The organism is Micromonospora sp. AKA38 (genome assembly GCF_027925725.1).
GTDB lineage: Bacteria > Actinomycetota > Actinomycetes > Mycobacteriales > Micromonosporaceae > Micromonospora.
In genome coordinates this window covers 241040-262749 of record NZ_BNEI01000003.1, presented here as the reverse complement: position 1 = coordinate 262749, position 21710 = coordinate 241040, and the positions used below count along the sequence as shown (strand labels likewise).

Sequence of the window (21710 nt, the reverse complement as noted above, 5' to 3'; positions counted from 1 at the left end):
GGGACGGGCCGGGGCGCGGTGCCGGCGTACACGTGCGCCGACTACAGTTCGCAGTGACGGCCCGCCCCGGGCCGGCAATGGCGCCGATGGTCTGATCCGACACATATCCTGGGGCTTAATCCGGGCTTCACCTGATGCTTCAGGAGGATGAGCAGATCATGCGTATCGGCGTGCTCACCGGCGGCGGCGACTGCCCTGGTCTCAACGCGGTGATTCGGGCGGTGGTCCGCAAGGGCGTCGCCACCTACGGTCACGAGTTCGTGGGCTTCCGGGACGGCTGGAAGGGCCCGCTCGAGGGGCTGACCAAGCCGCTGGGCATCGCGGAGGTGCGCGGCATCCTGCCGCGCGGCGGCACCATCCTCGGCTCGTCCCGCACCAACCCGTTCAAGATTGAGAACGGCGTGGAGCGGATCAAGGAGAACCTGGCCGCGCAGGGCGTGGACGCGCTGGTCGCGATCGGCGGCGAGGACACCCTCGGCGTCGCCACCAAGCTCCACGAGCTGGGCGTCAACGTGGTCGGCGTGCCGAAGACGATCGACAACGACCTGGGCGCCACCGACTACACGTTCGGCTTCGACACCGCTGTCAACATCGCCATGGAGGCGATCGACCGGCTGCACACCACCGCGGAGAGCCACCACCGCACGCTCGTCGTCGAGGTGATGGGCCGGCACGCCGGCTGGATCGCCCTGCACGCCGGCCTCGCCGGTGGCGCCAACGTGATCCTGCTGCCGGAGCGGCAGTTCGACGTCGAGCAGGTCGCCGGCTACGTCGAGAAGCGCTTCCAGCACCAGTACGCCCCGATCGTCGTGGTCGCCGAGGGCGCCCAGCCGCTGGACGGCCAGATGGTCCTGCACAACCAGGAGCTCGACTCCTTCGGCCACGTCCGCCTCGGCGGCATCGGCCAGTGGCTCGCCGAGCAGTTGGAGGCGAAGACCGGCAAGGAGGCCCGCACCGTGGTGCTCGGCCACATCCAGCGCGGCGGCACCCCGACCGCGTTCGACCGGGTGCTCGCCACCCGGCTCGGCCTCCAGGCCATCGACGCGGTGCACGAGGGCGACTGGGGCAAGATGGTCGCGATGCAGAGCACCGACATCGTCCGCGTCCCGCTGGCCGAGGCCACCCGCGAGCTGAAGACCGTCCCGCTGGAGCGCTACGAAGAGGCCGAGGTCTTCTTCGGCAGCTGAGGTGCAAGGAGGGGCCCCTTGTTAACGCCTGCCGCATAGCAGGGGCCCCTTCTAACAGTCGTCTGACGAGGAGGCGCAGTGGGCGGGAACACGGTCGCGGTGATCGGCGCGGGCAAGATCGGCGAGTTGATGCTCTCCGGGCTGCTGCGCTCCGGCTGGCCGGTGGACCGGCTGCTCGCCACCGCCCGCCGACCGGCCCGCGCGCAGGAGCTGACCGAGCGCTACGGCGTGCGGGTGGTGGACAACCCGACCGCCGTGGACGAGGCCGATGTGCTGGCCGTCTCGGTCAAGCCGCAGGACGCCGCCGCCCTGCTCGACGAGATCGGCCCGAAGGTCCCCGCCGGCAAGCTGGTCATCTCGCTCTGCGCCGGCCTGCCCACCGGCTTCTTCAACCGGCGGCTGCCCGAGGGCACCCCGGTGGTCCGGGTGATGACCAACACCCCGGCGCTTGTCGACCAGGCGATGAGCGCGATCTCGCCCGGCGCGCACGCCACCGCGGCGCACCTGGCGCTGGCCGAGGAGATGTTCTCCCCGCTCGGCGCCACCATCCGGGTGCCCGAGTCGCAGCAGGACGCGGTGACCGCGCTCTCCGGCTCCGGCCCCGCCTACTTCTACCTGCTCGTCGAGGCCATGATCGATGCCGGCATCCTGCTCGGGTTGCCGCGTCAGGTGGCGCACGAGCTGATCGTGCAGACCGCGATCGGCTCCGCGATGATGCTGCGCGACTCCGGCGAACACCCGGTGAAGCTGCGCGAGGCGGTCACCTCGCCGGCCGGCACCACCATCTCCGCGATCCGGGAGCTGGAGAACCACGGCGTACGCGCGGCCATGCTGGCGGCGCTGGAGGCGGCCCGCGACCGCGCCCGCGAACTCGCCGCCCAGGTCGACTGAGACCGCGTGAGAGCCGCCTCCGATCTGTGATTCAGTCGATCAGCCGCCCGTCGATGATGCTTTGAGAATCGGGATGGCGTCGATCTTCCGGGCGCTGAGGTTATCCCAGTAGATGCCGGTCGGGCGTGGCCGTCGCCGGCACTCGATCACCTCATCCGGGGTGATGATCAGGTCGAGGCCGACGTCGTGCGACGACTCGGGGAGCGGCCCGTCGACGATCTGCAAGGCGTGGACCGTCGTTGCGACGATGGTGGATGGACCGACCAAGCCAGCCTCGATGAGCAGGGCGACCTCGATGTCCGAATAGCCCGCGCCCTTCCCTATCCGCACGCCGTCACGGTTGACCGCGACGCTGCCACACACCACCAGGTCCACCGGCCGCATCTCGCTGATGCTGACCTTCGGCGCGTGGTCCGCCGCGCCGCTGCCAGTCGTGACGTCGGCGGGAGCTGCGTTCAGGTTGGCGGGATCGAGCAGATAGAAGGGACGGATGTCGGCGATCTTCGGCACCGCCATGTAGAGGAGCTTGCCATCGGCAAGCGCTCGTAGCCTCACCGGCAGTTGAGCCGTGTCCGGGTTGGACTTGATGACGTTGGCACGACGCCACACCTCATGTTGCGCAAGCCGCTCGGCGGCCAGTTGGGCTCCGACGAAGTTGGGGATGCGTCCCTCAGCGCCGGGGGGAAGTGCCTGACCAGCCTGTTCCAGTCGTGACCAGACGGCCTCGCGCACCTCGCGTTTCTCCTGCTCAATGTTCATGCGCTCTCCTCAGGACGCCATCAGGGCGAGCGTCCGGTCCATGATCTCTTCGACGTCCCGCCGGCCCCGCCATGGTCGCAGCTCTCGGCCTGCGGCGAACAGGACGTTGACCGCGCCACCTCCGCGACTTTCCTCGACGGCGTCGATTGCCTGGTGCAGCGTCTCGGTCGCGCCGTCAAGGTCGCGCTGCCTAAGGCGAGCCAACGCGAGATTGCCGAGGACAATGGCATGCGATGGTGGCCGGGGCGCGGCTGCGGCTGCTCGCCGCCGGGGTGCCGGCCGAGCGCATCCACCTGCCGACCGAGCCCGTCGGCTGAGCCTATCGTTTTTTTCGTTTTGGCGGCTATCGTGGTGACGAGATCGATCCACGGAGGATCTTGTGACGGTGGTACCGGCAGGCGGGTCGGCGCCCGACGGTGACGAACTGGGGCGCTTTGCCTCGCGATCACTCCGGGGGCGGCGGCTGCAACTGATCGTCGACGGCGGAGAACCGATCGACGTGCCACCCGTGGTGGGCGAGGCCCTCGCCGAAGTCGTGTCGATCCTCGGTAGAGGGCGGCCGGTGCGGGTGATGGCGGAGGACGTCGAGCTGTCGACCGGAGAGGCCGCCGCGATTCTGGGCGTGACCCGCCCGACGGTGGTCAAGCTGATGAACGATGGCGTTCTGCCCTACACCCGTCCCAACTCCAGCCGCCGGGTCGCGTTGCACGACGTGCTGGCCTACAAGGAGCGCCGGTCGAGAGCGCGCCGCGAGGCTCTGGACGAGTTGACGGCGGACGCTATCGACATGGGCGCCTACGACGAGGCGATCAGGCGTGGCCGCCAGCCGTCGGACAACCAGCCGGACGAGTGACGATCACTGATGATCGTTGCCGTGCTGGACGCCTGCGTCCTTGTGCCCAGCGTCCTCGCTGACACCCTGCTGCGCTGCGCCGAAGCTCAGTGTGGACGACGTTCTGAGCGGCCTGGCCGGATGTCGGGCAATCCGGTTCGCGCACCGGGTCTCCCCCCGACTAGCCTCCGGTCGTTGGAACGTCCGCGGTTTGCCGCCGCCCGATTATCATGCACGGTTCTGATGATTGGGTTAGGCATCCTGCCCTGCTGGCGTCGGCCACGTCGACACGGCTACGAGAGGCAGAATGTGTGCCGCATACTGACCCGGTGTTCACTCTCGCCCAGGCGCGACACCTGGTGGCCACCCTGCGTCCCCGCGTCGACGAGCTGATCAGGTTGCGGGCCGACCTCGCCGAGCTGCGGGTCGACCTGGCCGACCACGGCGCCAGCACGCTCGGCGGGCTCGCCGAGGTGAAGGCCATCGAGGCCCGGCTGCACGCCGTGGTGGACGAGTTCCACCAACACGACATCGAGGTCAAGGGCATCGCGCCGGTGCTGCTCGACTTCCCGGGTGAGCGCGACGGCCGCGCGGTGCTCTGGTGCTGGCTGGAGGGGGACACCGACGTCCGCTGGTACCACCGGGTGGAGTGCGGCTTCGCCGGCCGCCGCCCGGTCTGAACCGGCCGCCGCCCGGTCTGAACCGGTCACCGGCGGGCCCGGCGCCGCCCGGCGGCCGGGTGTGACCGGCCGCCGGACGGACGTGCGTCAGCCGTCGGCGTAGCGGCGGGCGGCGGCGAGTGCGGCGCGCAACCGCTGCGCGCCGGCCGGCGCCGGCCGCTCCCAGTCGCCGTCGGTGGCGTAGAGACCGGCGTACGCGGTGGTGTCCCGCTGGAACCGCCAGCCCTCGGCGAGCGGCCCGACGTCGACGGCGTCGTAGCCCAGCGAGTCGAGAAACGCGGTGACGGTGGCCTTGGCGGCCTCGTCGTCGCCGGCGATCGGCAGGGCGGTCCGGTCGGCCGCGCCGGCCGGGCGGCCCAGCGTCCGCAGGTGCTCGAAGTAGATGTTGTTGAAGCCTTTGACCACACGTGACTCCGGCAGGTGCCGCTGGAGCAGCTCGCTGGTGGTGGTCGACTCGTCGTCCAGCTCGGGGACGCTGCCGTCGCGTTCCGGGTAGTAGTTGTTCGTGTCGATCACGATCTTGCCGGCGAGCGGTGCGGCCGGCACCTGGCGGTAGGCCCGCAGCGGGATCGTGACGACCACCAGGTCGCCGGCGGTCGCCGCCTCCTCGGGGGTGGCCGCCCGGGCCCGGGGGCCCAGCTCGGTCACCAGGTCCTGGAGCGTCTCCGGGCCCCGCGAGTTGCTGAGCACCACCTGGTGGCCCGCGTCCACCGCGAGCCGGGCCACGGTGCCGCCGATGTTACCGCTGCCGATCAGTCCCACAGTTGTCATGTCCGGTGCCAACCCGGTCGAGGCCCCACCACATTCCCGACCGCGAAGGTAGGTTGTTCGTCCGGCGGAAACCTTCAGGTTGCTTTCTCGGATCGGCAACGATTTGTAACGACAAGTCTCTATGGGCAGGGACAGCGAATCGATGATCTTCCCTGTTTAGTGATCTCATTGATATCAATCTCTCACCACCACTTCCCACCCCCAGGAGTGCGACGTGCGGAGATCCCGTCTTGCCACCCTCGCCCTGTCCCTGGCCGCCTCGATCGGGGTCTCGCTGTCCCTGGCCGCCGCGCCCGCCCAGGCGTCCCCGTCCGACCGGTACGTCGCGCTCGGCGACTCGTACGCCTCCGGCGTCGGCGCCGACAGCTACACCTCGGAGAGCGGCAACTGCCTACGCAGCACCAACGCCTACCCGGCGCTCTACAACGCCAACATCCGGCCGGCCTCGTACCGCTCGGTCGCCTGCTCCGGCGCCACCACGGCGGACGTGATCAACGGCCAGCTCTCCGCGCTCTCCTCGACCACCACACTGGTCAGCGTCACGATCGGCGGCAACGACGTCGGCTTCGCCAACATCATGAGCACCTGCGTGCTCCAGGGTGAGACGCAGTGCGTGTCGGCCGTGAACGCGGCCATGAACGTGGCCCGCACCCAGATGCCCGGCCGGCTCGCCAACGTCTACAACGGCATCAAGAGCCGGGCCCCCTCGGCGCGTGTCGTGGTGGTCGGCTACCCGGTCTTCTACCAGCTCGGCACCGTCTGCGTCGGGCTCACCGCCACCTCCCGGGCGAAGATCAACGAGGGCATCAACCTGCTCGACGACATCACCCGCACGGCCGCCACCTCCGCCGGCTTCACGTTCGCCGACGTCCGGTCCATCTTCGTCGGTCACCAGCTGTGCAGCTACGGCACCAAGTGGCTGCACGCGTTGAACGTGCTGAACCTGACCATCTCGTACCACCCGACGGTCGCCGGGCAGTCCGGCGGCTACTACCCGGTCTTCCGGTCCGCGGCCGGCTGACCCGCGCACCGCGAGCGGCGTGCCTCCGGCGGGAGGTACGCCGCTGCGGCGTGCGCTCAGGCCGGCAGCACCTTCTCGATCGCCGCCCGCAGCTCGGGATCGTCGGGCGTGACCTGGGGGGCGAACCGGGCGGCCACCGTGCCGTCCGGCGCGACCAGGAACTTCTCGAAGTTCCAGCGCACGTCGCCGGTGTGCCCCTCGGCGTCCGGCGTGCCCACCAGCTCGGCGTAGAGCGGGTGCCGGTCCGGCCCGTTGACGTCGACCTTCTCCGTGAGCGGGAAGGTCACGCCGTAGTTCACCTGGCAGAACTCCTCGATCTCGGCCGCGCCGCCCGGCTCCTGGCCGGCGAACTGGTTGCACGGCACCCCGAGCACGGTGAGCCCGCGCTGCGCGTACGCGTCGGCGAGCGCCTGGAGGCCCGCGTACTGCGGGGTGAGGCCGCAGCGGGAGGCCACGTTGACCACCAGCAGGGCGCGGCCGCGGTAGCGGTCGAGGTCGGCCGGGCCGCCGGTGAGGGCGTCGATCTGCACGTCGAAAACGGTCATGCGACGAGGCTACGGGCCGCTGTCGGCCTCGCCCCGCGCCACCCGTGAAATCGACGCATCTGCATCTTGACGAACTGATGACGGCGTGAGTAGCGTCTCAGCAATCAATTTGGAAAGTTTCCTAACTGTTTGGGGAGACGCCGTATGAAGAGATCGCTCCGCCGGGCCCTCTGGGCCACCGGCGCCGTGGTCGCGCTCGCGGTCGCCGCGGTGCCCATGACCACCGCGTCGGCTGCCGGCAGCGTCACCGCCACGTTCACCAAGGTGCAGGACTGGGGGACCGGTCACGAGGGGCGGGTGACCGTCACCAACGGCACCGGCGCCAGCGTGAACGGCTGGCGCATCGAGTTCGACCTGCCCTCCGGCACCTCGATCAGCAGCTCCTGGGACGCCGACGTGACCCGCACCGGCGACCACTACGTCGCGGTCAACAAGAGCTGGGCCGGGTCGCTCGCGCCCGGAGCCAGCTTCAACTGGGGCTACAACGGCACCGGGGCGTACAAGGGGCCGCTGAACTGCACCGTCAACGGCGGCTCCTGCGCCGGTGGCGGCACCCCGACGACCGCCCCGCCGACCACCACCGCACCGACCACCAAGCCGCCGACGACGACGGCGCCGCCCACCACGGCGCCGCCGACCACGCCGCCCCCCACCACCACGCCGCCGACCGGTGGCAAGAAGGTGGTCGGCTACTTCGCCGAGTGGGGCGTCTACGGCCGCAACTACCACGTCAAGAACATCCACACCAGCGGCTCCGCCGCCAAGCTGACCCACATCCTGTACGCCTTCGGCAACACCACCGGCGGACGGTGCAGCATCGGGGACAGCTACGCCGACTACGACAAGGCGTACACCGCGGCGGACAGCGTCGACGGCGTGGCCGACACCTGGGACCAGCCGCTGCGCGGCAGCTTCAACCAGCTCCGCAAGCTGAAGAAGATGTACCCGAACCTGAAGGTGCTCTGGTCCTTCGGCGGCTGGACCTGGTCGGCCGGCTTCACCCAGGCCGCGCAGAACCCGGCCGCGTTCGCCGACTCCTGCTACTCGCTGGTCAAGGACCCGCGCTGGGCGGACGTCTTCGACGGCATCGACGTCGACTGGGAGTACCCGAACGCCTGCGGCCTCCAGTGCGACGCCAGCGGCCCGAACGCGTTCAAGAACGTGGTCTCGGCGCTGCGGAGCAAGTTCGGCTCCAGCTTCCTGGTCACCGCGGCGATCACCGCCGACGGCAGCAACGGCGGCAAGATCGACGCGACCGACTACGCCGGCGCGGCGACCAACCTCAACTGGCTGATGCCGATGACGTACGACTACTTCGGCGCGTTCAACGCGCAGGGGCCGACCGCCCCGCACTCCCCGCTCTACTCCTACAGCGGCATCCCGCAGCAGGGCTTCTGGTCCGACGCGGCGATCCAGAAGCTCAAGTCCAAGGGCGTGCCGGCCAACAAGCTGCTGCTCGGCATCGGCTTCTACGGACGCGGCTGGACCGGCGTGACCCAGACCGCACCCGGCGGCACCGCCACCGGCGCGGCCCCGGGCACCTACGAGGCCGGCATCGAGGACTACAAGGTCCTCAAGAACACCTGCCCGGCCACGGCCACGGTCGGCGGCACGGCGTACGCCAAGTGCGGCAGCAACTGGTGGAGCTACGACACCCCGGCCACCATCGGCGGGAAGATGAGCTACGCCAACACCCAGGGCCTCGGTGGCGCCTTCTTCTGGGAGCTCTCCGGAGACACCAGCAACGGTGAGCTGATCGGCGCCATCAAGGGCGGTCTCGGCTGAGCCGAGGGCCGACGCACCACCCACCCGGCGGGGAGGGGCCGCACCAGCCCCTCCCCGCCCGCGTGGTCAACCCCGGGCGGCCCGTTGCCGGTGCTCGCCCGGGGACCACCCGTAGGCGCTCCGGAACGCGCGGCTGAAGTGCGCCGGGTGCGTGAACCCGCACCGGGCGCCGATCTGCGCGACGGTCAACCGCCGCAGCGCCGGGTCGGCCAGGTCCCGGGCCGCCCGCTCCAGCCGGCCGGCGCGGATCAGGCCACCGACCGTCGTACCGGTGCCCTCGAAGAGCCGGTGCAGCGACCGCAACGACAGGTGGTGCGCCGCCGCGACGGCGGCCGGGGAGAGCCCCGGATCGGTCAGGTGCCGCCGGACGAACGCCGCCACCCGTACCCGGAGCCCGGTGACCCGGGTGTCGACCGGCAGCTCCCGCGTGACCTCCAGCCGCCCGGCCAGGGCGCCGGCGATCAGGTCCAGCGCGATCCGGTCGAGGTGCGGGACGTCGGCCGTCGCGTACTGCTCCGGGTGCGCGACGATCCGCCGCAGGAACGCGGCGAGCAGCGCGCCCATCCCGGTGCGCGCCGGGATCCCGGCGGCGAACAGCTCCGCCAGCCGGTGCGGGGCCACCGGCAACGCCCGGTGCGGCACCAGGACGGTCAACGTCTCCACCGCCGCCGACGGCGTCGCGCCGTCCGCCCGCAACCGGGAGCCGTGTGGTCGGACGGTGTCGACGAGGGTGAACGCCGACGGGGAGAGCGGCGCCTCGCGGCGCTGCTGGGTCACCACCCCGCGTCCGGACAACGGCAGGGCGAGGTGGTACAACTCCGGATCGCCGCTGTCGATCATGCGCGCGGAGCGGATGAGTTCCAGGGGCGGGTAACGCCACACGCCGAGGCGGAGCGTGCCGAGATCGAGCACGCGGGCCGAGGCGGTGAAGTCGTCCGTGTACGCGCTCCGGATCGTGGCCGTCGTCGACTGCCGCGCGACGAGGTCCTGCCAGAAGTCGAACCGTTCGGCCGGGGGCAGCCACGCGGTGTCGACGGATGTCACGGTGAGGATGGTTCGTCACCTCCGGGAAGCGCGGTCCGGGGGCCGCCGCGCCACCCGAGACTAGTGACCGTCCGGCCGGGCCGCCGCCGGCAGGCGCGCCGCCTGGCCGAACGGGGCGATCGAGGCGAGGATGGGGGAGGCCGACGACCGGCGCGGGTCGGTGTGACACACTCGCCGGCCGGGCACCTCACGGTGCCCCCGGCGCCGATGGGAGGATCGATGGGTCAGCAGCACCGGAGGGTGGTGACCGTCGCCGTCGTGCTCGCGCTCCTGCCGGTCGCGCTGACCGCCTGCGGCGGCGACAAGAGCGCCGGGAGCGCCGAGGGCTCCGCGTCCGCGACCCAGCAGGCGCCGGCGCAGGAGGCGGCCACCAAGAGTCGGGAGCGGGTGCAGGCGTACCTCGACGCGCTGGCCGCCCGCGACGTCGCCGCCGGCCGCAGCCAGCTCTGCGCCCCGCTTCAGGCCGCCTTCGACACGGCCGCCACCGGCCCCAACGGCGACTTCGCCGACCATTTCACGGTCCCGCAGGCCACCATCACCGACGTCCGGACCGGGCCGCGTGGCCAGGAGGTGAGCGCCTCGATCACGGTCGCCGCGGGATCCGAGACGGCCACCCGCGCGCTGCTGTTCACGGTCACCCGCACCGGCGCGGACTGGTGCATCGCCGGCGAGGCCCAGGGCGGCGAATCCGCCCAGCCGGCCGGCACGCCCTGACCCGAGGCGCCGGCTGGCGTGGATCTCCCACGCACCGGAACCGTCCCCCTCGGGGTGGAGCGTCCCGGGCGGTCGCCGTACGCTTCCCTTCATGCGCCATGAGTGGCATCAGCTGAGTCACCCCGCCGTGGGCAGCACCGGTCTGCAGACCAGCCGCCCGACCGCCGACTCCGCCGAGGACGTGGCCCTCGGCCTCGACCGCTGGCGGGAGTTGCCGCGCGCGCAGACCCCGCCGTGGAACGATCCCGCGCAGGTCGCCGAGGTCTGCACCGTGCTCGACACGGTGCCGTCCGTGGTCGCGCCCTACGAGGTCGACCAGCTGCGGCGGCGACTGGCCCTGGTCTGCGAGGGCAAGGCGTTCCTGCTCCAGGGCGGCGACTGCGCGGAGACGTTCGCCGACAACACCGAGAGCCACCTGCTGGCCAACGCCCGCACCCTGCTCCAGATGGCGATCGTGCTCACCTACGGCGCGTCGTTGCCGGTGATCAAGGTGGCCCGGGTCGCCGGGCAGTACACCAAGCCCCGGTCGCTGCCCACCGACGCGCGCGGCCTGCCCGCCTACCGCGGCGACATGATCAACTCGCTGGAGGCCACGCCGGAGGCGCGGGTCGCCGACCCGCAGCGCATGATCCGGGCGTACGCGAACTCGGCCGCCGCGATGAACATGATGCGGGCCTACCTGGCCGGAGGGCTGGCCGACCTGCACGCGGTGCACGACTGGAACAAGGACTTCGTCCGGCAGTCCCCGGCCGGTGAGCGCTACGAGGCGATCGCCCGGGAGATCGACCGCGCCATCGCCTTCATCCGGGCCTGCGGGATGACCGACGAGGAGGCCCTGCGCACGGTCACGCTCTACTGCTCCCACGAGGCGCTCGCGCTGGAGTACGACCGGGCCCTCACCCGGATCTCCGACCGCCGGGCGTACGGCCTGTCCGGGCACTTCCTCTGGATCGGCGAGCGGACCCGGCAGATCGACGGGGCGCACATCGACTTCATCTCCCGGATCGCCAACCCGATCGGCGTCAAGCTCGGCCCCACCACCACGCCGGACGAGGCGATCGAGCTGTGCGAGAAGCTCAACCCGGACAATGTCCCCGGCCGGCTCACGCTGATCAGCCGGATGGGCAACCACCGGGTCCGGGACGCCCTGCCGCCGATCGTCGCCAAGGTCACCGCGACCGGCGCCAAGGTGGTCTGGCAGTGCGACCCGATGCACGGCAACACGCACGAGTCCTCCAACGGCTACAAGACCCGGCACTTCGACCGGATCGTCGACGAGGTGCTCGGCTACTTCGAGGTGCACCGCGGTCTGGAGACCCACCCGGGCGGCCTGCACGTCGAGCTGACCGGTGAGGACGTCACCGAGTGCCTGGGCGGCGCCCAGGGCATCGAGGACCTCGACCTGCCCGACCGGTACGAGACCGCCTGCGACCCGCGCCTGAACACCCAGCAGTCGCTGGAGCTGGCGTTCCTGGTGGCGGAGATGCTCCGTGGCTGACGCGAGGAGTGAGCTTGCGAGCCCCGCAGTCGGCAGCCGAAGGAATGACAGTGGCTGACGCGAGGAGTGAGCTTGCGAGCCCCGCAGTCGGCAGCCGAAGGGAATACCGTGGATAGTGTGATCGATCTTCGGACGGACACCGTGACCCGGCCGACGCCGGCGATGCGGGAGGCGATGGCCAGCGCCGAGGTGGGCGACGACGTCTACGGCGAGGACCCGACCGTCACCGCGCTCGAGGCCGAGGTGGCCGCCCGGTTCGGGCACGAGGCGGCGCTGTTCGCCCCGAGCGGCTCGATGGCCAACCAGCTCGCGCTCCAGTTGCTCGTCCCACCCGGTGACGAGCTGCTCTGCGACGCCGACGCGCACGTGGTCACGTACGAGGTCGGCGCCGCCGCCGCGTACGCCGGAATCTCCACCCGGACCTGGCCGGCGGTCGGCGCGGAGCTGGACCCCGACGTGGTCGAAGGGATGATCCGGCCGGACGGCTACTTCGCGGTGCCGACCCGGGCGATCGCGGTCGAGCAGACCCACAACCGGGGCGGCGGCGGGGTGATCCCGCTGTCGACGCTGCGGCGGATGCGCGAGGTCGCCGACGAGCACGAGGTGGCACTGCACTGCGACGGCGCCCGGATCTGGCACGCGCACGTGGCCGACGGGGTGCCGCTGGCCGAGTACGGCGTGCTGTTCGACACGCTGTCGGTATGTCTCTCCAAGGGGCTGGGCGCGCCGGTCGGCTCGCTGGTGGTGGGCAGCGCCGAGAAGATCGCCCGGGCCCGGTTCCTGCGCAAGCGGATGGGCGGCGGCATGCGGCAGGTCGGCGTCCTCGCCGCCGCCGGCCGGTACGCGCTGGCGCACCACGTCGAGCGGCTCGCCGACGATCACGCCAAGGCCGCCCGGCTGGCCGAGGCGGTCGCCCCGCACGGCGTGCTCGCGGCCGGGGTGCGGACCAACATCGTGCCGCTGGACCTCACCAAGCATCCGCTCGACGCGCACGCCCTCGCGGCCGCCGCCCGGGCGGAGGGTCTGTTGATCTCGATGCTCGGCCCGCGGACCGCCCGGCTGGTCACCCACCTGGACGTCACCGACGCCCAGGTCGACCGCGCCGCCGAGATCCTGACCGCCGTCCTGCGCGCCTGACCGCCGTCAGGCGCGCCTGGCCGGCACTCCGCGCCGCCTCGGTGATCAAGGAGTTCGGGTCGGTTCCGGCGCTGATCGGGACGCGAACTCCTTGATCAACCGGGCGGGCGGCCGACCCGGCCGAGCAAGCGGTGGGTGTCCGCCACCAACGGTCAGGGGTTCAGGCGCCTGAGGGTGGCGATGTCGGCGGCGTGGCCGACGTGTTTCTCCGTGGGCGTCTCCACCAGCACCGGCACGCCGGCGGTCGCCGGATGGCGCATCAGTTCGGCGAACGCCGGCTCGCCGATGCTGCCCTTGCCGATGTTCTCGTGCCGGTCCCGGGTGGAGCCGCACAGGTCCTTCGAGTCGTTGGCGTGCACCAGCCGCAGCCGGTCGGCGCCCACGGTGGCGACCAGCGTGTCCAGCGTGGCGGTCATGCCGCCCTCGGCGGCCAGGTCGTGCCCGGCGGCCCAGGCGTGACAGGTGTCGAAGCAGACCCCGAGCATCGGATGCCGGTCCACCGCGTCCAGGTAGGGGCCGAGGTGCTCGACCCGGGAGGCCAGCGACCGGCCGCCCCCGGCGCTCGGCTCGACCAGCAGCATCGGCCCGCCGACGGCCGCGGTCTCGTCCAGCAGCGGGAGCAGCGACTCCCGGACCTGCCGCAGCGCCGCCTCCGCGTGCCCGGTGTCGACCGAGCTGCCGGCGTGGAACACCACGCCCTCGGCGCCGATGGCCCGCCCCCGGCGCAGCGCGTGGGCCAGCGTCTCGGCCGACCGGTTGACCGTCGCCGGGGTGGGGGAGCCGAGGTTGACCAGCAGCGAGGCGTGGATGAACACCGGCAGGCCACGCTCGCCGCAGCCGTCGCGGAACAACGCGTCCTGCGCCGGGTCGCCCGCCGGCAGCGCCCAGCCCCGCGAGTTGGAGACGTAGACCTGCACCACCTCGGACGCGGTGGCCTCGGCGTACGGCAGCGCCGCCCGCGCCAGCCCACCCGAGGTGGGCGTGTGCGAGCCCACCCGCCGACGCCCGCCGGTCGCCTCCGCCGGGCTCACAGGCAGGTCACCGTGACCGTGGTGCCCGGTGGCACCGGCGTGTTCTCGGCCGGGTTCTGCAGCCGGGCCACGCCGTTCGGGTTGAGCTGGATGTTGACCGGGAAGCCCTGGCTCTCCAGCGTCTGCTTGGCCTGCTGGCAGGGCATGTCGATGACGCGGGGGACGGCCACCTGGGGCGGGCCCTTGCTGATCTCCAGCTTGACCTTCGTGCCCTTCTCCACGCCGGTGCCGTCGGCCGGACTCTGGCCGAGGATCTCGTCCTTCGGCTTGTCGGAGTCCTTGTAGTTCTCCTCCGCCGTCAGCCCGAGCTTCCCGAGGATGCCCCGGGCCTCGTTGATGTTCTTGCCGACCAGGTTGGGCACGGTCACCGGGGCGCGGCCCTTGCTGAGGATCAGCGTCACCTTCGACCCGGGCTTGACCACGGTGCCCACCTTGGGGTCGGTGGCCAGCACCACCCCGGCCGGCAACGCGTCGTCGTAGCGGGAGGCTCCCTTGGCCGGTGCCAGCTTCGCGTCGGTCAGCTCGGTCTGGGCGAGTTCGAAGTCCTTGCCCACCACGTCCGGCACCGGCAGTCGCTCCGGGCCCAGGGACAGCGTCAGCGTGATGGTGCCGCCCTTGACGATCCGGGCGGCCGAGCCCGGCGCCTGCCCGAGCACGGTGTCCTTGGGCACCTTCTCGTCGTAGCGGGCGTCGGCGTAGCGCAGCGTGAAGCCGCCGCGCTGGGCCTGCGCCTCCGCCTGGGCCTTCGTCAGGCTCACCAGTTGCGGCGCGACCGTGTACCGGCCCACCCCGAACCACCAGCCGCCGACCGCGGCCACCAGGCCGAGCACCACGACCACCGCGGCGACCGCCAGCCGACCGCGCGGCGAGCCCATGATCCGGGTACGCAGGGCGGCCAGCCGGTCGCCCGGCCCCGCCGGCTCGTCGGCGCGCCGCCGGTGCGGCTGCTGTGCGCCGCCCCCCTCCGGCAGCCGCGCCCAGGCCGGCCGCTCGGCCGGGCGGACGGCGGCCACCACCTGGGTCGGCTGGCTCAACACGGCCGTGTCGTCGCTGAGCTGGCGCAGCACCGCGGTGTGCGCGTGCGGGTCGCCCAGCTCATCGCGGGCGGACCGCACCTCGGTCAGCAGCGCGCCGGCGTCGGCCGGGCGGGCCGCCGGGTCCCGTCGGGTGGCCCGGGCGACGAGCACGTCGAGGACCGGCGGCAGCGCCGGGACCAGGGTCGACGGCGCCGGCACGTCTCGGTCGACGTGCTGCCAGGCGACCTCCACCGGACGGTCGCCGTCGTAGGGCACCCGGCCGGTGAGCATCTCGAACAGCACGATGCCGGCCGAGTAGACGTCGGTGCGCGGATCGGCGTGCCCCTGGGTGACCAGCTCCGGTGCCACGTAGGCCACGGTCGCCATGAGCTGGTTGCCGTTGTCCTCCTCGGCGCTGGCCTCGACGGCCCGCGCCAGCCCGAAGTCCGCCACCTTGACCACGCTGTCGACGAGGTTGCCGCCGGCGCCGGTGGGCGCCTCGGCGACCAGGACGTTCTCCGGCTTGACGTCGCGGTGCACGAGACCGGCCCGGTGCGCGGCGGCGATCGCGGCGAGCATCTGCTCGGCGATGGCGAGCGCCTCGTCCGGGCGGAGCCGCCGCCGCTCGGCGAGCACGTCGCGCAGCGTGCGGCCACGGACGTACTCCATGACCAGGTACGGCAGGCCGGCGTGGATGCCCTGGTCGTAGACCGCGACCACGTTCGGGTGGGTGAGCCGGGCGATGGTCTTCGCCTCGTCGGTGAAACGCTCGACGAAGCCGGCCATCCGGGCCCGCGCCTGCGGCGCCTGGGTGGGATGAATGATCTTGACCGCCACGGTGCGCTCCAGGCGCTCGTCGGTGGCGGTGTACACGGTCGCCATGCCGCCACGAGCCACGCGACCGCGAATGCGGTAGCGCCCGTCGATCAGCGAGCCCAGCAACGTGTCGGCGACCTGTGTGTCCATCGGCAGGCAGTCTATGTGTCGGGAGGGTGAAGGTTGAACAGGATGCTACCGCCGGGGTACGACGCGGGTGGACCGCCACACGCCACGGGCCGGTCCGGGGGTGCCGTGCGTCGGGTGCGACGGGCACGTGGCAGGGTGTTCTGGTGACCGATTCCGTACCCGCCGAGACCGGTGCCGACCTGCCCGGACCGACCGACCCGGCCGGCTGGCTGGCGCTGCCGGACGTGGCCGAGCGCCTCGACCTGTCGATCAGCAAGGTGCACCAGATGATCCGGGACCGGGAACTGCTCGCGGTACGCCGCGACGGCGTCCGCCGGATCCCGGCCGACCTGGTGGCCAACCACATCGTGCTCAAGCACCTGCCCGGCGTGCTCAACCTGCTCGCCGACGCCGGGTACGACGACGAGGAGGCGCTGCGCTGGCTCTACCGGGAGGACCCGTCCCTCCCCGGCACGCCCGCCGCCGCCCTCTCCGGCGACCTGGCCCGCGAGGTCAAGCGCCGAGCCCAGGCCGTCGCCTTCTAACCCCACCCCACGCCCTCGTCCACCCACCCCACCCACCGGCCCCGCAGATTCACGGAAAGCGTGCCCGTTTCGCGCTCGACAGCCACGCTTTCCGTGAATCTGTGCGGATCTTGGGTGGGGGGTGAGAGGGGGCGGGGCGGGGTCAGTCGGCGCGGCGGGTGGCGGCGATGGCCAGGTCGACCAGGGCCTGGCGGGCCTCGGTGTCCAGGTCGACAGCGGTCAGCGCGGCCAGCGCGCTCTCGGTCAGCGTGGCGATCCGGCGCTCGGTGCGCTCCAGCGCGCCGCTCGTGGTGATCAGCTCGCGGAGCCGGGTCACCCCGGCGGCGTCCAGACCCGGCTCGCCGAGCCCGTCCAGCAGCAGCTCCCGGCCGGCCGGGTCGAGCGTCTCCAGCGCGGCCGCCACCAGGTACGTCCGCTTGCCCTCGCGCAGGTCGTCGCCGGCCGGCTTGCCGGTGCGCTCCGGGTCGCCGAACACCCCCAGCACGTCGTCGCGGAGCTGGAACGCCTCACCCAGCGGCAACCCGTACGCCGAATAGGCCGCGTGCACCTCGGCCGGGGCGTTGGCCAGCGCGGCGCCCAGCAGCAGCGGACGCTCGACGGTGTACTTCGCCGACTTGTACCGGGCCACCTTGCCGGCCCGCTCCAGCGAGGTGTCGCCGGTGGCCTGGGTCAGCACGTCCAGGTACTGCCCGACGGTCACCTCGGTGCGCATCTCGTCGAAGACCGGCCGGGCCCGCGCCACCGTCGCCGGGGGCAGGCCCGCGGAGTGCAGCAACTCGTCGGACCAGACCAGGCAGAGGTCACCCAGCAGGATCGCGGCGGCGTCACCGAAGGAGTCGGCGTCGCCGCCCCAGCCCGCCTCGCGGTGCCGGGCGGCGAACCGCCGGTGCACCGCCGGCTCCCCCCGCCGGGTGTCCGACCGGTCCATCAGGTCGTCGTGGATCAGCGCGCTGGCCTGGACGAACTCCAGCGCGGCCAGGGTGGCGACGACCTGGTCGGAGTCGACTCCGCCGGCCCCCCGGAAGCCCCAGTAGCCGAACGCCGGGCGCAGCCGCTTCCCGCCACCCAGCACAAATGCCTCGATCGCCTCGGCGACCGGCAGCAGACCGTCGTCGACGGTGGTCAGCCAGGCGCGCTGGCCGGCGAGGAACTCGGTGAGCGCCTTGTCGATCCGCTGGCGCAGGCCGGCACGGTCGACGGGGGAGACGGGAGCAGCGTGGGTCACGCCACGACGCTAGTCGGTTCCCGCCTGACCCGCCTCGTCGCCGCCCCGGCGCGCCGTCCGGCGCGGGACGGCCCGGGCCCGCCCCGACCCGGGCCCGCCCGGCTGCGGGGGCCGGCCGGTACGGGCGGGTGGACGCGGGCGACCCCGGCGGGCGCCGGAGTACCGAGCCGGGCAACCGGCGGCCCGGGTGCCGCCACGGGCCCGCGCGGGCCGACCGGCCGCATCGGTCGCACCGGCGGGTCCGGCGGCCGGCTCGGGCAGGTGACCGGCGGTGTCGGTCGCACCGGCGGGTCCGGTGGCCGGCTCGGGCAGGTGACCGGCGGTGTCGGTCGCACCGGCGGGTCCGGTGGCCGATTCGGGCCGGCGACCGGCCGGCCCGCGGCGGAGTCGGCGGCTGCGGGCCGCGGCCTCGGTGATCAGCTCGCCCGGGACGCCGAGGACCCGGGCCAGCCAGACGGACCAGAAGTCGCCGGGGAGCCGGAGTTGGCGCTCCCACCGGGACACCTCGTGCCGGGTGAGCGTGGGCACGCCGGCGGCGGCGCACAGCTCGGCGGCGATCCGCTGCTGGCTCCAGCCGCGGGCGGCCCGCAACTCGGCCAGGAGCGGCCCGAGCTGGCGGGGGCCGGACGGCGGGGACGGGGACATCGGGACCTCCGGGGCGACGGCGCGGTGGCGACGCGGACGCCCGGCCGTGCCGCACCGGCGCGTCGCCGTCGGGGCGACCCCCGCGCGGGCCCCCGGGCCGGCCACCCGCCGTCCCGCCGCGCTGCCGTCGTTCCTACTCCGGGGGTGCGACGTTCCGGTATCGACCCGTTCGTGGACTGGGAAGGTTCTCGGCACAGCGGCCCGGTCCGGCTACAGTCGGTCCGTGGCGCTCGGTCTACCCTCGGTCCTCCCCAACCCCCAGCCGGCCATCGGGGAGCTGATCCGTGACGGCCAACCGACCTTCTCGTTCGAGTTCTTCCCACCGAAGACCGACGCCGGGGAGAAGCTGCTCTGGCAGGCGATCCGCGAGCTGGAGTCGCTGCGTCCCTCGTTCGTCTCGATCACCTACGGCGCCGGCGGCTCGACCCGGGACACCACGGTCGCGGTGACCGAACGGATCGCCACCGAGACCACGCTGCTGCCGATGGCGCACCTCACCGCCGTCAACCACTCGACCGCCGAGCTGCGTCACGTGATCGGTCGGCTGGCGTCGGTCGGGGTGCGCAACGTGCTTGCCGTGCGGGGCGACCCGCCGGGCGACCCGGGTGGCGAGTGGATCGCGCACCCCGAGGGCGTCCGGTACGCCGAGGACCTGGTCCGCGTGGTCCGCGACAGCGGTGACTTCAGCGTCGGTGTGGCCGCCTTCCCGTACAAGCACCCGCGCTCGCCGGACGTGGACAGCGACACCGCGCACTTCGTCCGCAAGTGCCGGGCCGGCGCCGAGTTCGCCATCACCCAGATGTTCTTCGACGCCGACGACTACCTGCGGCTGCGCGACCGGGTCGCCGCCGCCGGCTGCGACACTCCGATCCTCGCCGGGGTGATGCCGGTGACCCAGATCGGCACCATCGCGCGTTCGGTGCAGCTCTCCGGCGCGCCGTTCCCGCCCGCGCTGGCCGAGCGGTTCGAGCGGGTGGCCGACGACCCCGAGGCGGTCCGCCGGCTCGGCGTCGAGCAGGCCGGGGAGATGTGCGGGAAGCTCCTGGACGAGGGCGTGCCGGGGATCCACTTCATCACGCTCAACCGGTCCACCGCGACCCGCGAGGTGTGGCAGCGGCTGCGGGCCGACGCTCGGGTGTGACGACCACCCGCCACACACGACACCCGGGCCACCCTTCTACGGTTGATCCGTGGTGGGCACACAGCTGAACTGGGACCAGTACGCGACAGCGTGGGCGCGGCTGCACGGTGGGTTCGATCCCCGTGGCGCCGCGCCGGTGGTGCGCGCCTGGCTGCGCTTCGCCTATCACGTGGGCTTCGTGCTGGGCCGGCTGCGCGTCGGCCCGACCGCGGTGACCGTGTTCGGGGTGCTGCTCTGCTTCTGCGTACCCCTGTTGGTGGGGCGGGCCGGCGACGGGCCGTTCCTGGGCGCGTTGTTCGTGCTGCTGGCCGCCGTGGCGGACAGCGTCGACGGCGCGGTGGCGGTGGCCACCGGCCGCACCACCCGGCTGGGCTACGTCTACGACTCGGTCGCCGACCGGCTCGGCGAGGTGGCCTGGCTGGTCGCGTTCTGGCTGCTCGGTGCGCCCGGCGCGTTGGTCGCGGCGGCCGGCGGCCTGTCCTGGCTGCACGAGTACGTGCGGGCGCGGTCCGTCTCGGCCGGGATGCGGGAGATCGGCGCGGTCACCGTGGGGGAGCGGCCCACCCGGGTCTCGGTGGCCCTGGTCGGGCTGCTGGTCGCCGGGCTCACCGGGCTGATCGACGCCGACCTGACCGCCGGCACCATCACCATGGCCACCACGGTGTGGGTGCTGCTCGCCGGCTTCGGGCTCGGGCAGTTGCTCGCCGCGGTCCGCCGCGCCCTCGTCGACGCCGGCTGACCCCTGCCGAGGTGGTGAGAAGGGGCCCCTTCTCTACCGGAGGCGTTAATAAGGTGCCCCTCCTTTCACCAGGCCGGGCCGATGGCGGTGGCGACAATCTCGGCCGAGAGGGTCACCATGGGGAGGCCGCCGCCGGGGTGGGTGGAGCCGCCGACCAGCCACAGGCCGGCGGCCGGGCCCCGGTTGGCCGGGCGCAGCAGCCCGCCCGCGGTGCCGTAGATCGCCCCGCCCGGCGCGCCGGTGGCCGCGTCCAGGTCGGCCGGGGTGCGGATCTCCGAGAACACCAGCCGGTCCCGGACGTCCACGCCGCGCTCGGCCAGCACGTCCAGGACGCGGTCCGCGTACGCCTCGGCCAGCCCCGGCCGCCGCCAGTCCACCGCGTCCGGGGCGGTGCCGTGCCGAGGTGCGTTGACCAGCACGAACCACGCCTCGTGGCCGTCCGGCCGGACCGCCGGGTCGTCGGCGGCGGTGACGAACACGGTCGGGTCGGGCGCCGGGCGGGCCCGTACGCCGCGACCGGGAGCCCCGAACACGGCGTCGAACTCGGCGTCGTAGTCGCGCGGGAAGAAGACGTTGTGGTGGGCCAGCCCGGAGTCGCCGCGCACACCGAGCAGCAGCACGAAACCGGCCAGGCTGCGGTCGGTGAGCGCGGCCAGCCGGCGCGGGTCGGGCAGCAGGTCCCGGTAGACGGTGAGCGCGTCGGTGTTGGCCACCACCACGTCGGCGGGGACCGGCGCGGCCGACCCGGCGACGCGTACCCCGTGCACCCGGCCGCCGGCCGCGTCGATGCCGGTGACCGCCGCGCCGGTGCGGATCAGCACGCCCAGGTCCAGGCAGCGCGACAGCAGCGCGTCGGCGAGCGTGCCCAGCCCGCCGCGCAGGTACCAGCCGCCGTACGCCAGCTCGGCGTAGGGCACGGCGACCAGCGCGGCCGGCGCGCGGCGCGGGTCGGCGCCGGTGTAGGTGGCGTACCGGTCCAGCAGCATCCGCAGCCGCCGGTCGGACAGGTAGCTGCGGCCCAACCCGCGCAGCGTGCGGCCGGGGCCGATGGCGGCGAGGTCGCCCAGCCGCCAGGCCAGCGCGGCCAGGTCGCGCGGCGAGTCCACGGTGCGGCGCAGGATGTCCCGGTGCGAGGCCGCCCAGACCCGCTCGGCCCGGCGCCACAGCCGCCGCCAGTCGGCGGCGGACCGGTCGCCGAACACGGCGCCGATCCGCGCGGCGAACTCGTCCGGGTCGGCGCAGGAGTCCAGCGCGGGACCGCCGCCGGGGAAGACGTGCCGCACGATCGGGTCCAGCGGGACCAGGTCGAGGTACTCGTCGAGCTTCGCGCCGGTGGCCTCGAACAGGTCGGAGAAGACCTGCGGCAGGGTGACCAGGCTCGGCCCGGTGTCGAAGCGCCACGCCCCCTCCGGGGTGTGGTGCGTGTAACGGCCGAGTTTGCCGCCGACCGTGCCGGCCCGTTCCAGGACGGTGACCTCGTGCCCGGTGACCGCGAGCCGGGCGGCGGTGGCGAGCCCGCCCACGCCGGCGCCGATGACCACGATGCGCGCCATGGGGTG

The 21710-nt window shown here is 72.9% G+C and carries 22 protein-coding genes; 12 read left to right on the top strand and 10 right to left on the bottom strand.

Annotated features, from left to right (window positions below; genetic code table 11):
• The first annotated feature begins 158 nt into the window (after nucleotides 1–158).
• Nucleotides 159–1187, top strand: coding sequence for a 6-phosphofructokinase (locus tag TPA0908_RS09590; protein ID WP_281938502.1), 1029 nt, complete (start codon nucleotides 159–161; stop codon nucleotides 1185–1187).
• Between the two features lie 78 nt (nucleotides 1188–1265).
• Nucleotides 1266–2078: a pyrroline-5-carboxylate reductase gene (gene proC / locus TPA0908_RS09585; RefSeq protein ID WP_281936675.1), complete on the top strand. Its 813-nt coding sequence runs from the start codon at nucleotides 1266–1268 to the stop codon at nucleotides 2076–2078.
• A 39-nt stretch (nucleotides 2079–2117) separates the two neighbouring features.
• Here proC and TPA0908_RS09580 read toward each other — a convergent pair whose 3' ends face one another.
• Both TPA0908_RS09580 and TPA0908_RS09575 read right to left on the bottom strand, forming a co-directional pair.
• The gene (locus tag TPA0908_RS09580; RefSeq protein ID WP_281936673.1) at nucleotides 2118–2837 is read right to left on the bottom strand and encodes a 5-formyltetrahydrofolate cyclo-ligase; all 720 of its coding nucleotides are present in this window, start codon (nucleotides 2835–2837) and stop codon (nucleotides 2118–2120) included.
• Nucleotides 2838–2846: 9 nt separating this feature from the next.
• Nucleotides 2847–3041 carry a hypothetical protein gene (locus tag TPA0908_RS09575; protein WP_281936671.1) on the bottom strand — a complete coding sequence of 65 codons (195 nt, stop codon included), beginning with the start codon at nucleotides 3039–3041 and terminating at the stop codon, nucleotides 2847–2849.
• Between the two features lie 175 nt (nucleotides 3042–3216).
• Here TPA0908_RS09575 and TPA0908_RS09570 point away from each other — a divergent pair, with 175 nt between their 5' ends.
• A complete protein-coding gene (locus tag TPA0908_RS09570; RefSeq protein ID WP_281936669.1) occupies nucleotides 3217–3690 on the top strand; it encodes a helix-turn-helix domain-containing protein in 474 nt (157 codons plus the stop codon).
• Nucleotides 3691–3998: 308 nt separating this feature from the next.
• Nucleotides 3999–4349: a DUF2203 domain-containing protein gene (locus tag TPA0908_RS09565; protein WP_281936668.1), complete on the top strand. Its 351-nt coding sequence runs from the start codon at nucleotides 3999–4001 to the stop codon at nucleotides 4347–4349.
• An 87-nt stretch (nucleotides 4350–4436) separates the two neighbouring features.
• Here the strand turns inward: TPA0908_RS09565 and TPA0908_RS09560 are convergent, their stop codons facing one another.
• A complete protein-coding gene (locus tag TPA0908_RS09560; protein ID WP_281936666.1) occupies nucleotides 4437–5120 on the bottom strand; it encodes an NADPH-dependent F420 reductase in 684 nt (227 codons plus the stop codon).
• A 214-nt stretch (nucleotides 5121–5334) separates the two neighbouring features.
• On the opposite strand from TPA0908_RS09560, the gene TPA0908_RS09555 reads away from it, so the two are divergent.
• Nucleotides 5335–6141 (top strand): SGNH/GDSL hydrolase family protein, encoded by an 807-nt coding sequence (locus TPA0908_RS09555; RefSeq protein WP_281936664.1) that lies wholly within the window; start codon nucleotides 5335–5337, stop codon nucleotides 6139–6141.
• Nucleotides 6142–6197: 56 nt separating this feature from the next.
• Here TPA0908_RS09555 and TPA0908_RS09550 read toward each other — a convergent pair whose 3' ends face one another.
• Nucleotides 6198–6686: a glutathione peroxidase gene (locus tag TPA0908_RS09550; protein WP_281936663.1), complete on the bottom strand. Its 489-nt coding sequence runs from the start codon at nucleotides 6684–6686 to the stop codon at nucleotides 6198–6200.
• A gap of 144 nt (nucleotides 6687–6830) precedes the next feature.
• Here TPA0908_RS09550 and TPA0908_RS09545 point away from each other — a divergent pair, with 144 nt between their 5' ends.
• The gene (locus TPA0908_RS09545; protein WP_107159878.1) at nucleotides 6831–8471 is read left to right on the top strand and encodes a glycosyl hydrolase family 18 protein; all 1641 of its coding nucleotides are present in this window, start codon (nucleotides 6831–6833) and stop codon (nucleotides 8469–8471) included.
• A 66-nt stretch (nucleotides 8472–8537) separates the two neighbouring features.
• Here TPA0908_RS09545 and TPA0908_RS09540 read toward each other — a convergent pair whose 3' ends face one another.
• Nucleotides 8538–9515 (bottom strand): AraC-like ligand-binding domain-containing protein, encoded by a 978-nt coding sequence (locus TPA0908_RS09540; RefSeq protein ID WP_281936660.1) that lies wholly within the window; start codon nucleotides 9513–9515, stop codon nucleotides 8538–8540.
• 219 nt (nucleotides 9516–9734) lie between these two features.
• Between TPA0908_RS09540 and TPA0908_RS09535 the strand changes: the two genes are divergently transcribed.
• From TPA0908_RS09535 to TPA0908_RS09525, 3 genes are all read left to right on the top strand, one after another.
• Nucleotides 9735–10229, top strand: coding sequence for a hypothetical protein (locus TPA0908_RS09535; RefSeq protein ID WP_281936659.1), 495 nt, complete (start codon nucleotides 9735–9737; stop codon nucleotides 10227–10229).
• 91 nt (nucleotides 10230–10320) lie between these two features.
• On the top strand, nucleotides 10321–11727 hold the full coding sequence (locus TPA0908_RS09530; protein ID WP_281936657.1) for a class II 3-deoxy-7-phosphoheptulonate synthase: 1407 nt from the start codon (nucleotides 10321–10323) through the stop codon (nucleotides 11725–11727).
• A gap of 117 nt (nucleotides 11728–11844) precedes the next feature.
• Nucleotides 11845–12864 carry a threonine aldolase family protein gene (locus tag TPA0908_RS09525; RefSeq protein ID WP_281936656.1) on the top strand — a complete coding sequence of 340 codons (1020 nt, stop codon included), beginning with the start codon at nucleotides 11845–11847 and terminating at the stop codon, nucleotides 12862–12864.
• Between the two features lie 152 nt (nucleotides 12865–13016).
• Here the strand turns inward: TPA0908_RS09525 and TPA0908_RS09520 are convergent, their stop codons facing one another.
• Together TPA0908_RS09520 and pknB are read right to left on the bottom strand one after the other, a co-directional pair.
• Entirely contained in the window at nucleotides 13017–13895 is an 879-nt protein-coding gene (locus tag TPA0908_RS09520) for a deoxyribonuclease IV (RefSeq protein WP_281936655.1), read from the bottom strand.
• A complete protein-coding gene (gene pknB / locus TPA0908_RS09515) occupies nucleotides 13892–15877 on the bottom strand; it encodes a Stk1 family PASTA domain-containing Ser/Thr kinase (RefSeq protein WP_281936654.1) in 1986 nt (661 codons plus the stop codon). Before pknB ends, TPA0908_RS09520 begins: the two co-directional genes overlap by 4 nt.
• A gap of 143 nt (nucleotides 15878–16020) precedes the next feature.
• Here pknB and TPA0908_RS09510 point away from each other — a divergent pair, with 143 nt between their 5' ends.
• Nucleotides 16021–16401, top strand: a complete 381-nt coding sequence (locus tag TPA0908_RS09510) for an Rv2175c family DNA-binding protein (protein ID WP_281936653.1) — start codon at nucleotides 16021–16023, stop codon at nucleotides 16399–16401.
• A gap of 142 nt (nucleotides 16402–16543) precedes the next feature.
• On the opposite strand, the gene TPA0908_RS09505 is transcribed toward TPA0908_RS09510, so the two are convergent.
• Both TPA0908_RS09505 and TPA0908_RS09500 read right to left on the bottom strand, forming a co-directional pair.
• Nucleotides 16544–17626: a polyprenyl synthetase family protein gene (locus TPA0908_RS09505; RefSeq protein ID WP_281936650.1), complete on the bottom strand. Its 1083-nt coding sequence runs from the start codon at nucleotides 17624–17626 to the stop codon at nucleotides 16544–16546.
• Between the two features lie 9 nt (nucleotides 17627–17635).
• The gene (locus TPA0908_RS09500) at nucleotides 17636–18271 is read right to left on the bottom strand and encodes a helix-turn-helix transcriptional regulator (RefSeq protein WP_281936648.1); all 636 of its coding nucleotides are present in this window, start codon (nucleotides 18269–18271) and stop codon (nucleotides 17636–17638) included.
• Nucleotides 18272–18494: 223 nt separating this feature from the next.
• Between TPA0908_RS09500 and metF the strand changes: the two genes are divergently transcribed.
• Both metF and TPA0908_RS09490 read left to right on the top strand, forming a co-directional pair.
• Nucleotides 18495–19412, top strand: coding sequence for a methylenetetrahydrofolate reductase [NAD(P)H] (gene metF, locus TPA0908_RS09495; protein ID WP_281936646.1), 918 nt, complete (start codon nucleotides 18495–18497; stop codon nucleotides 19410–19412).
• A 49-nt stretch (nucleotides 19413–19461) separates the two neighbouring features.
• Nucleotides 19462–20151, top strand: coding sequence for a CDP-alcohol phosphatidyltransferase family protein (locus TPA0908_RS09490; protein WP_281936644.1), 690 nt, complete (start codon nucleotides 19462–19464; stop codon nucleotides 20149–20151).
• 65 nt (nucleotides 20152–20216) lie between these two features.
• On the opposite strand, the gene TPA0908_RS09485 is transcribed toward TPA0908_RS09490, so the two are convergent.
• Nucleotides 20217–21704, bottom strand: a complete 1488-nt coding sequence (locus tag TPA0908_RS09485) for a phytoene desaturase family protein (protein ID WP_281936642.1) — start codon at nucleotides 21702–21704, stop codon at nucleotides 20217–20219.
• Between the last annotated feature and the right edge of the window lie 6 nt (nucleotides 21705–21710).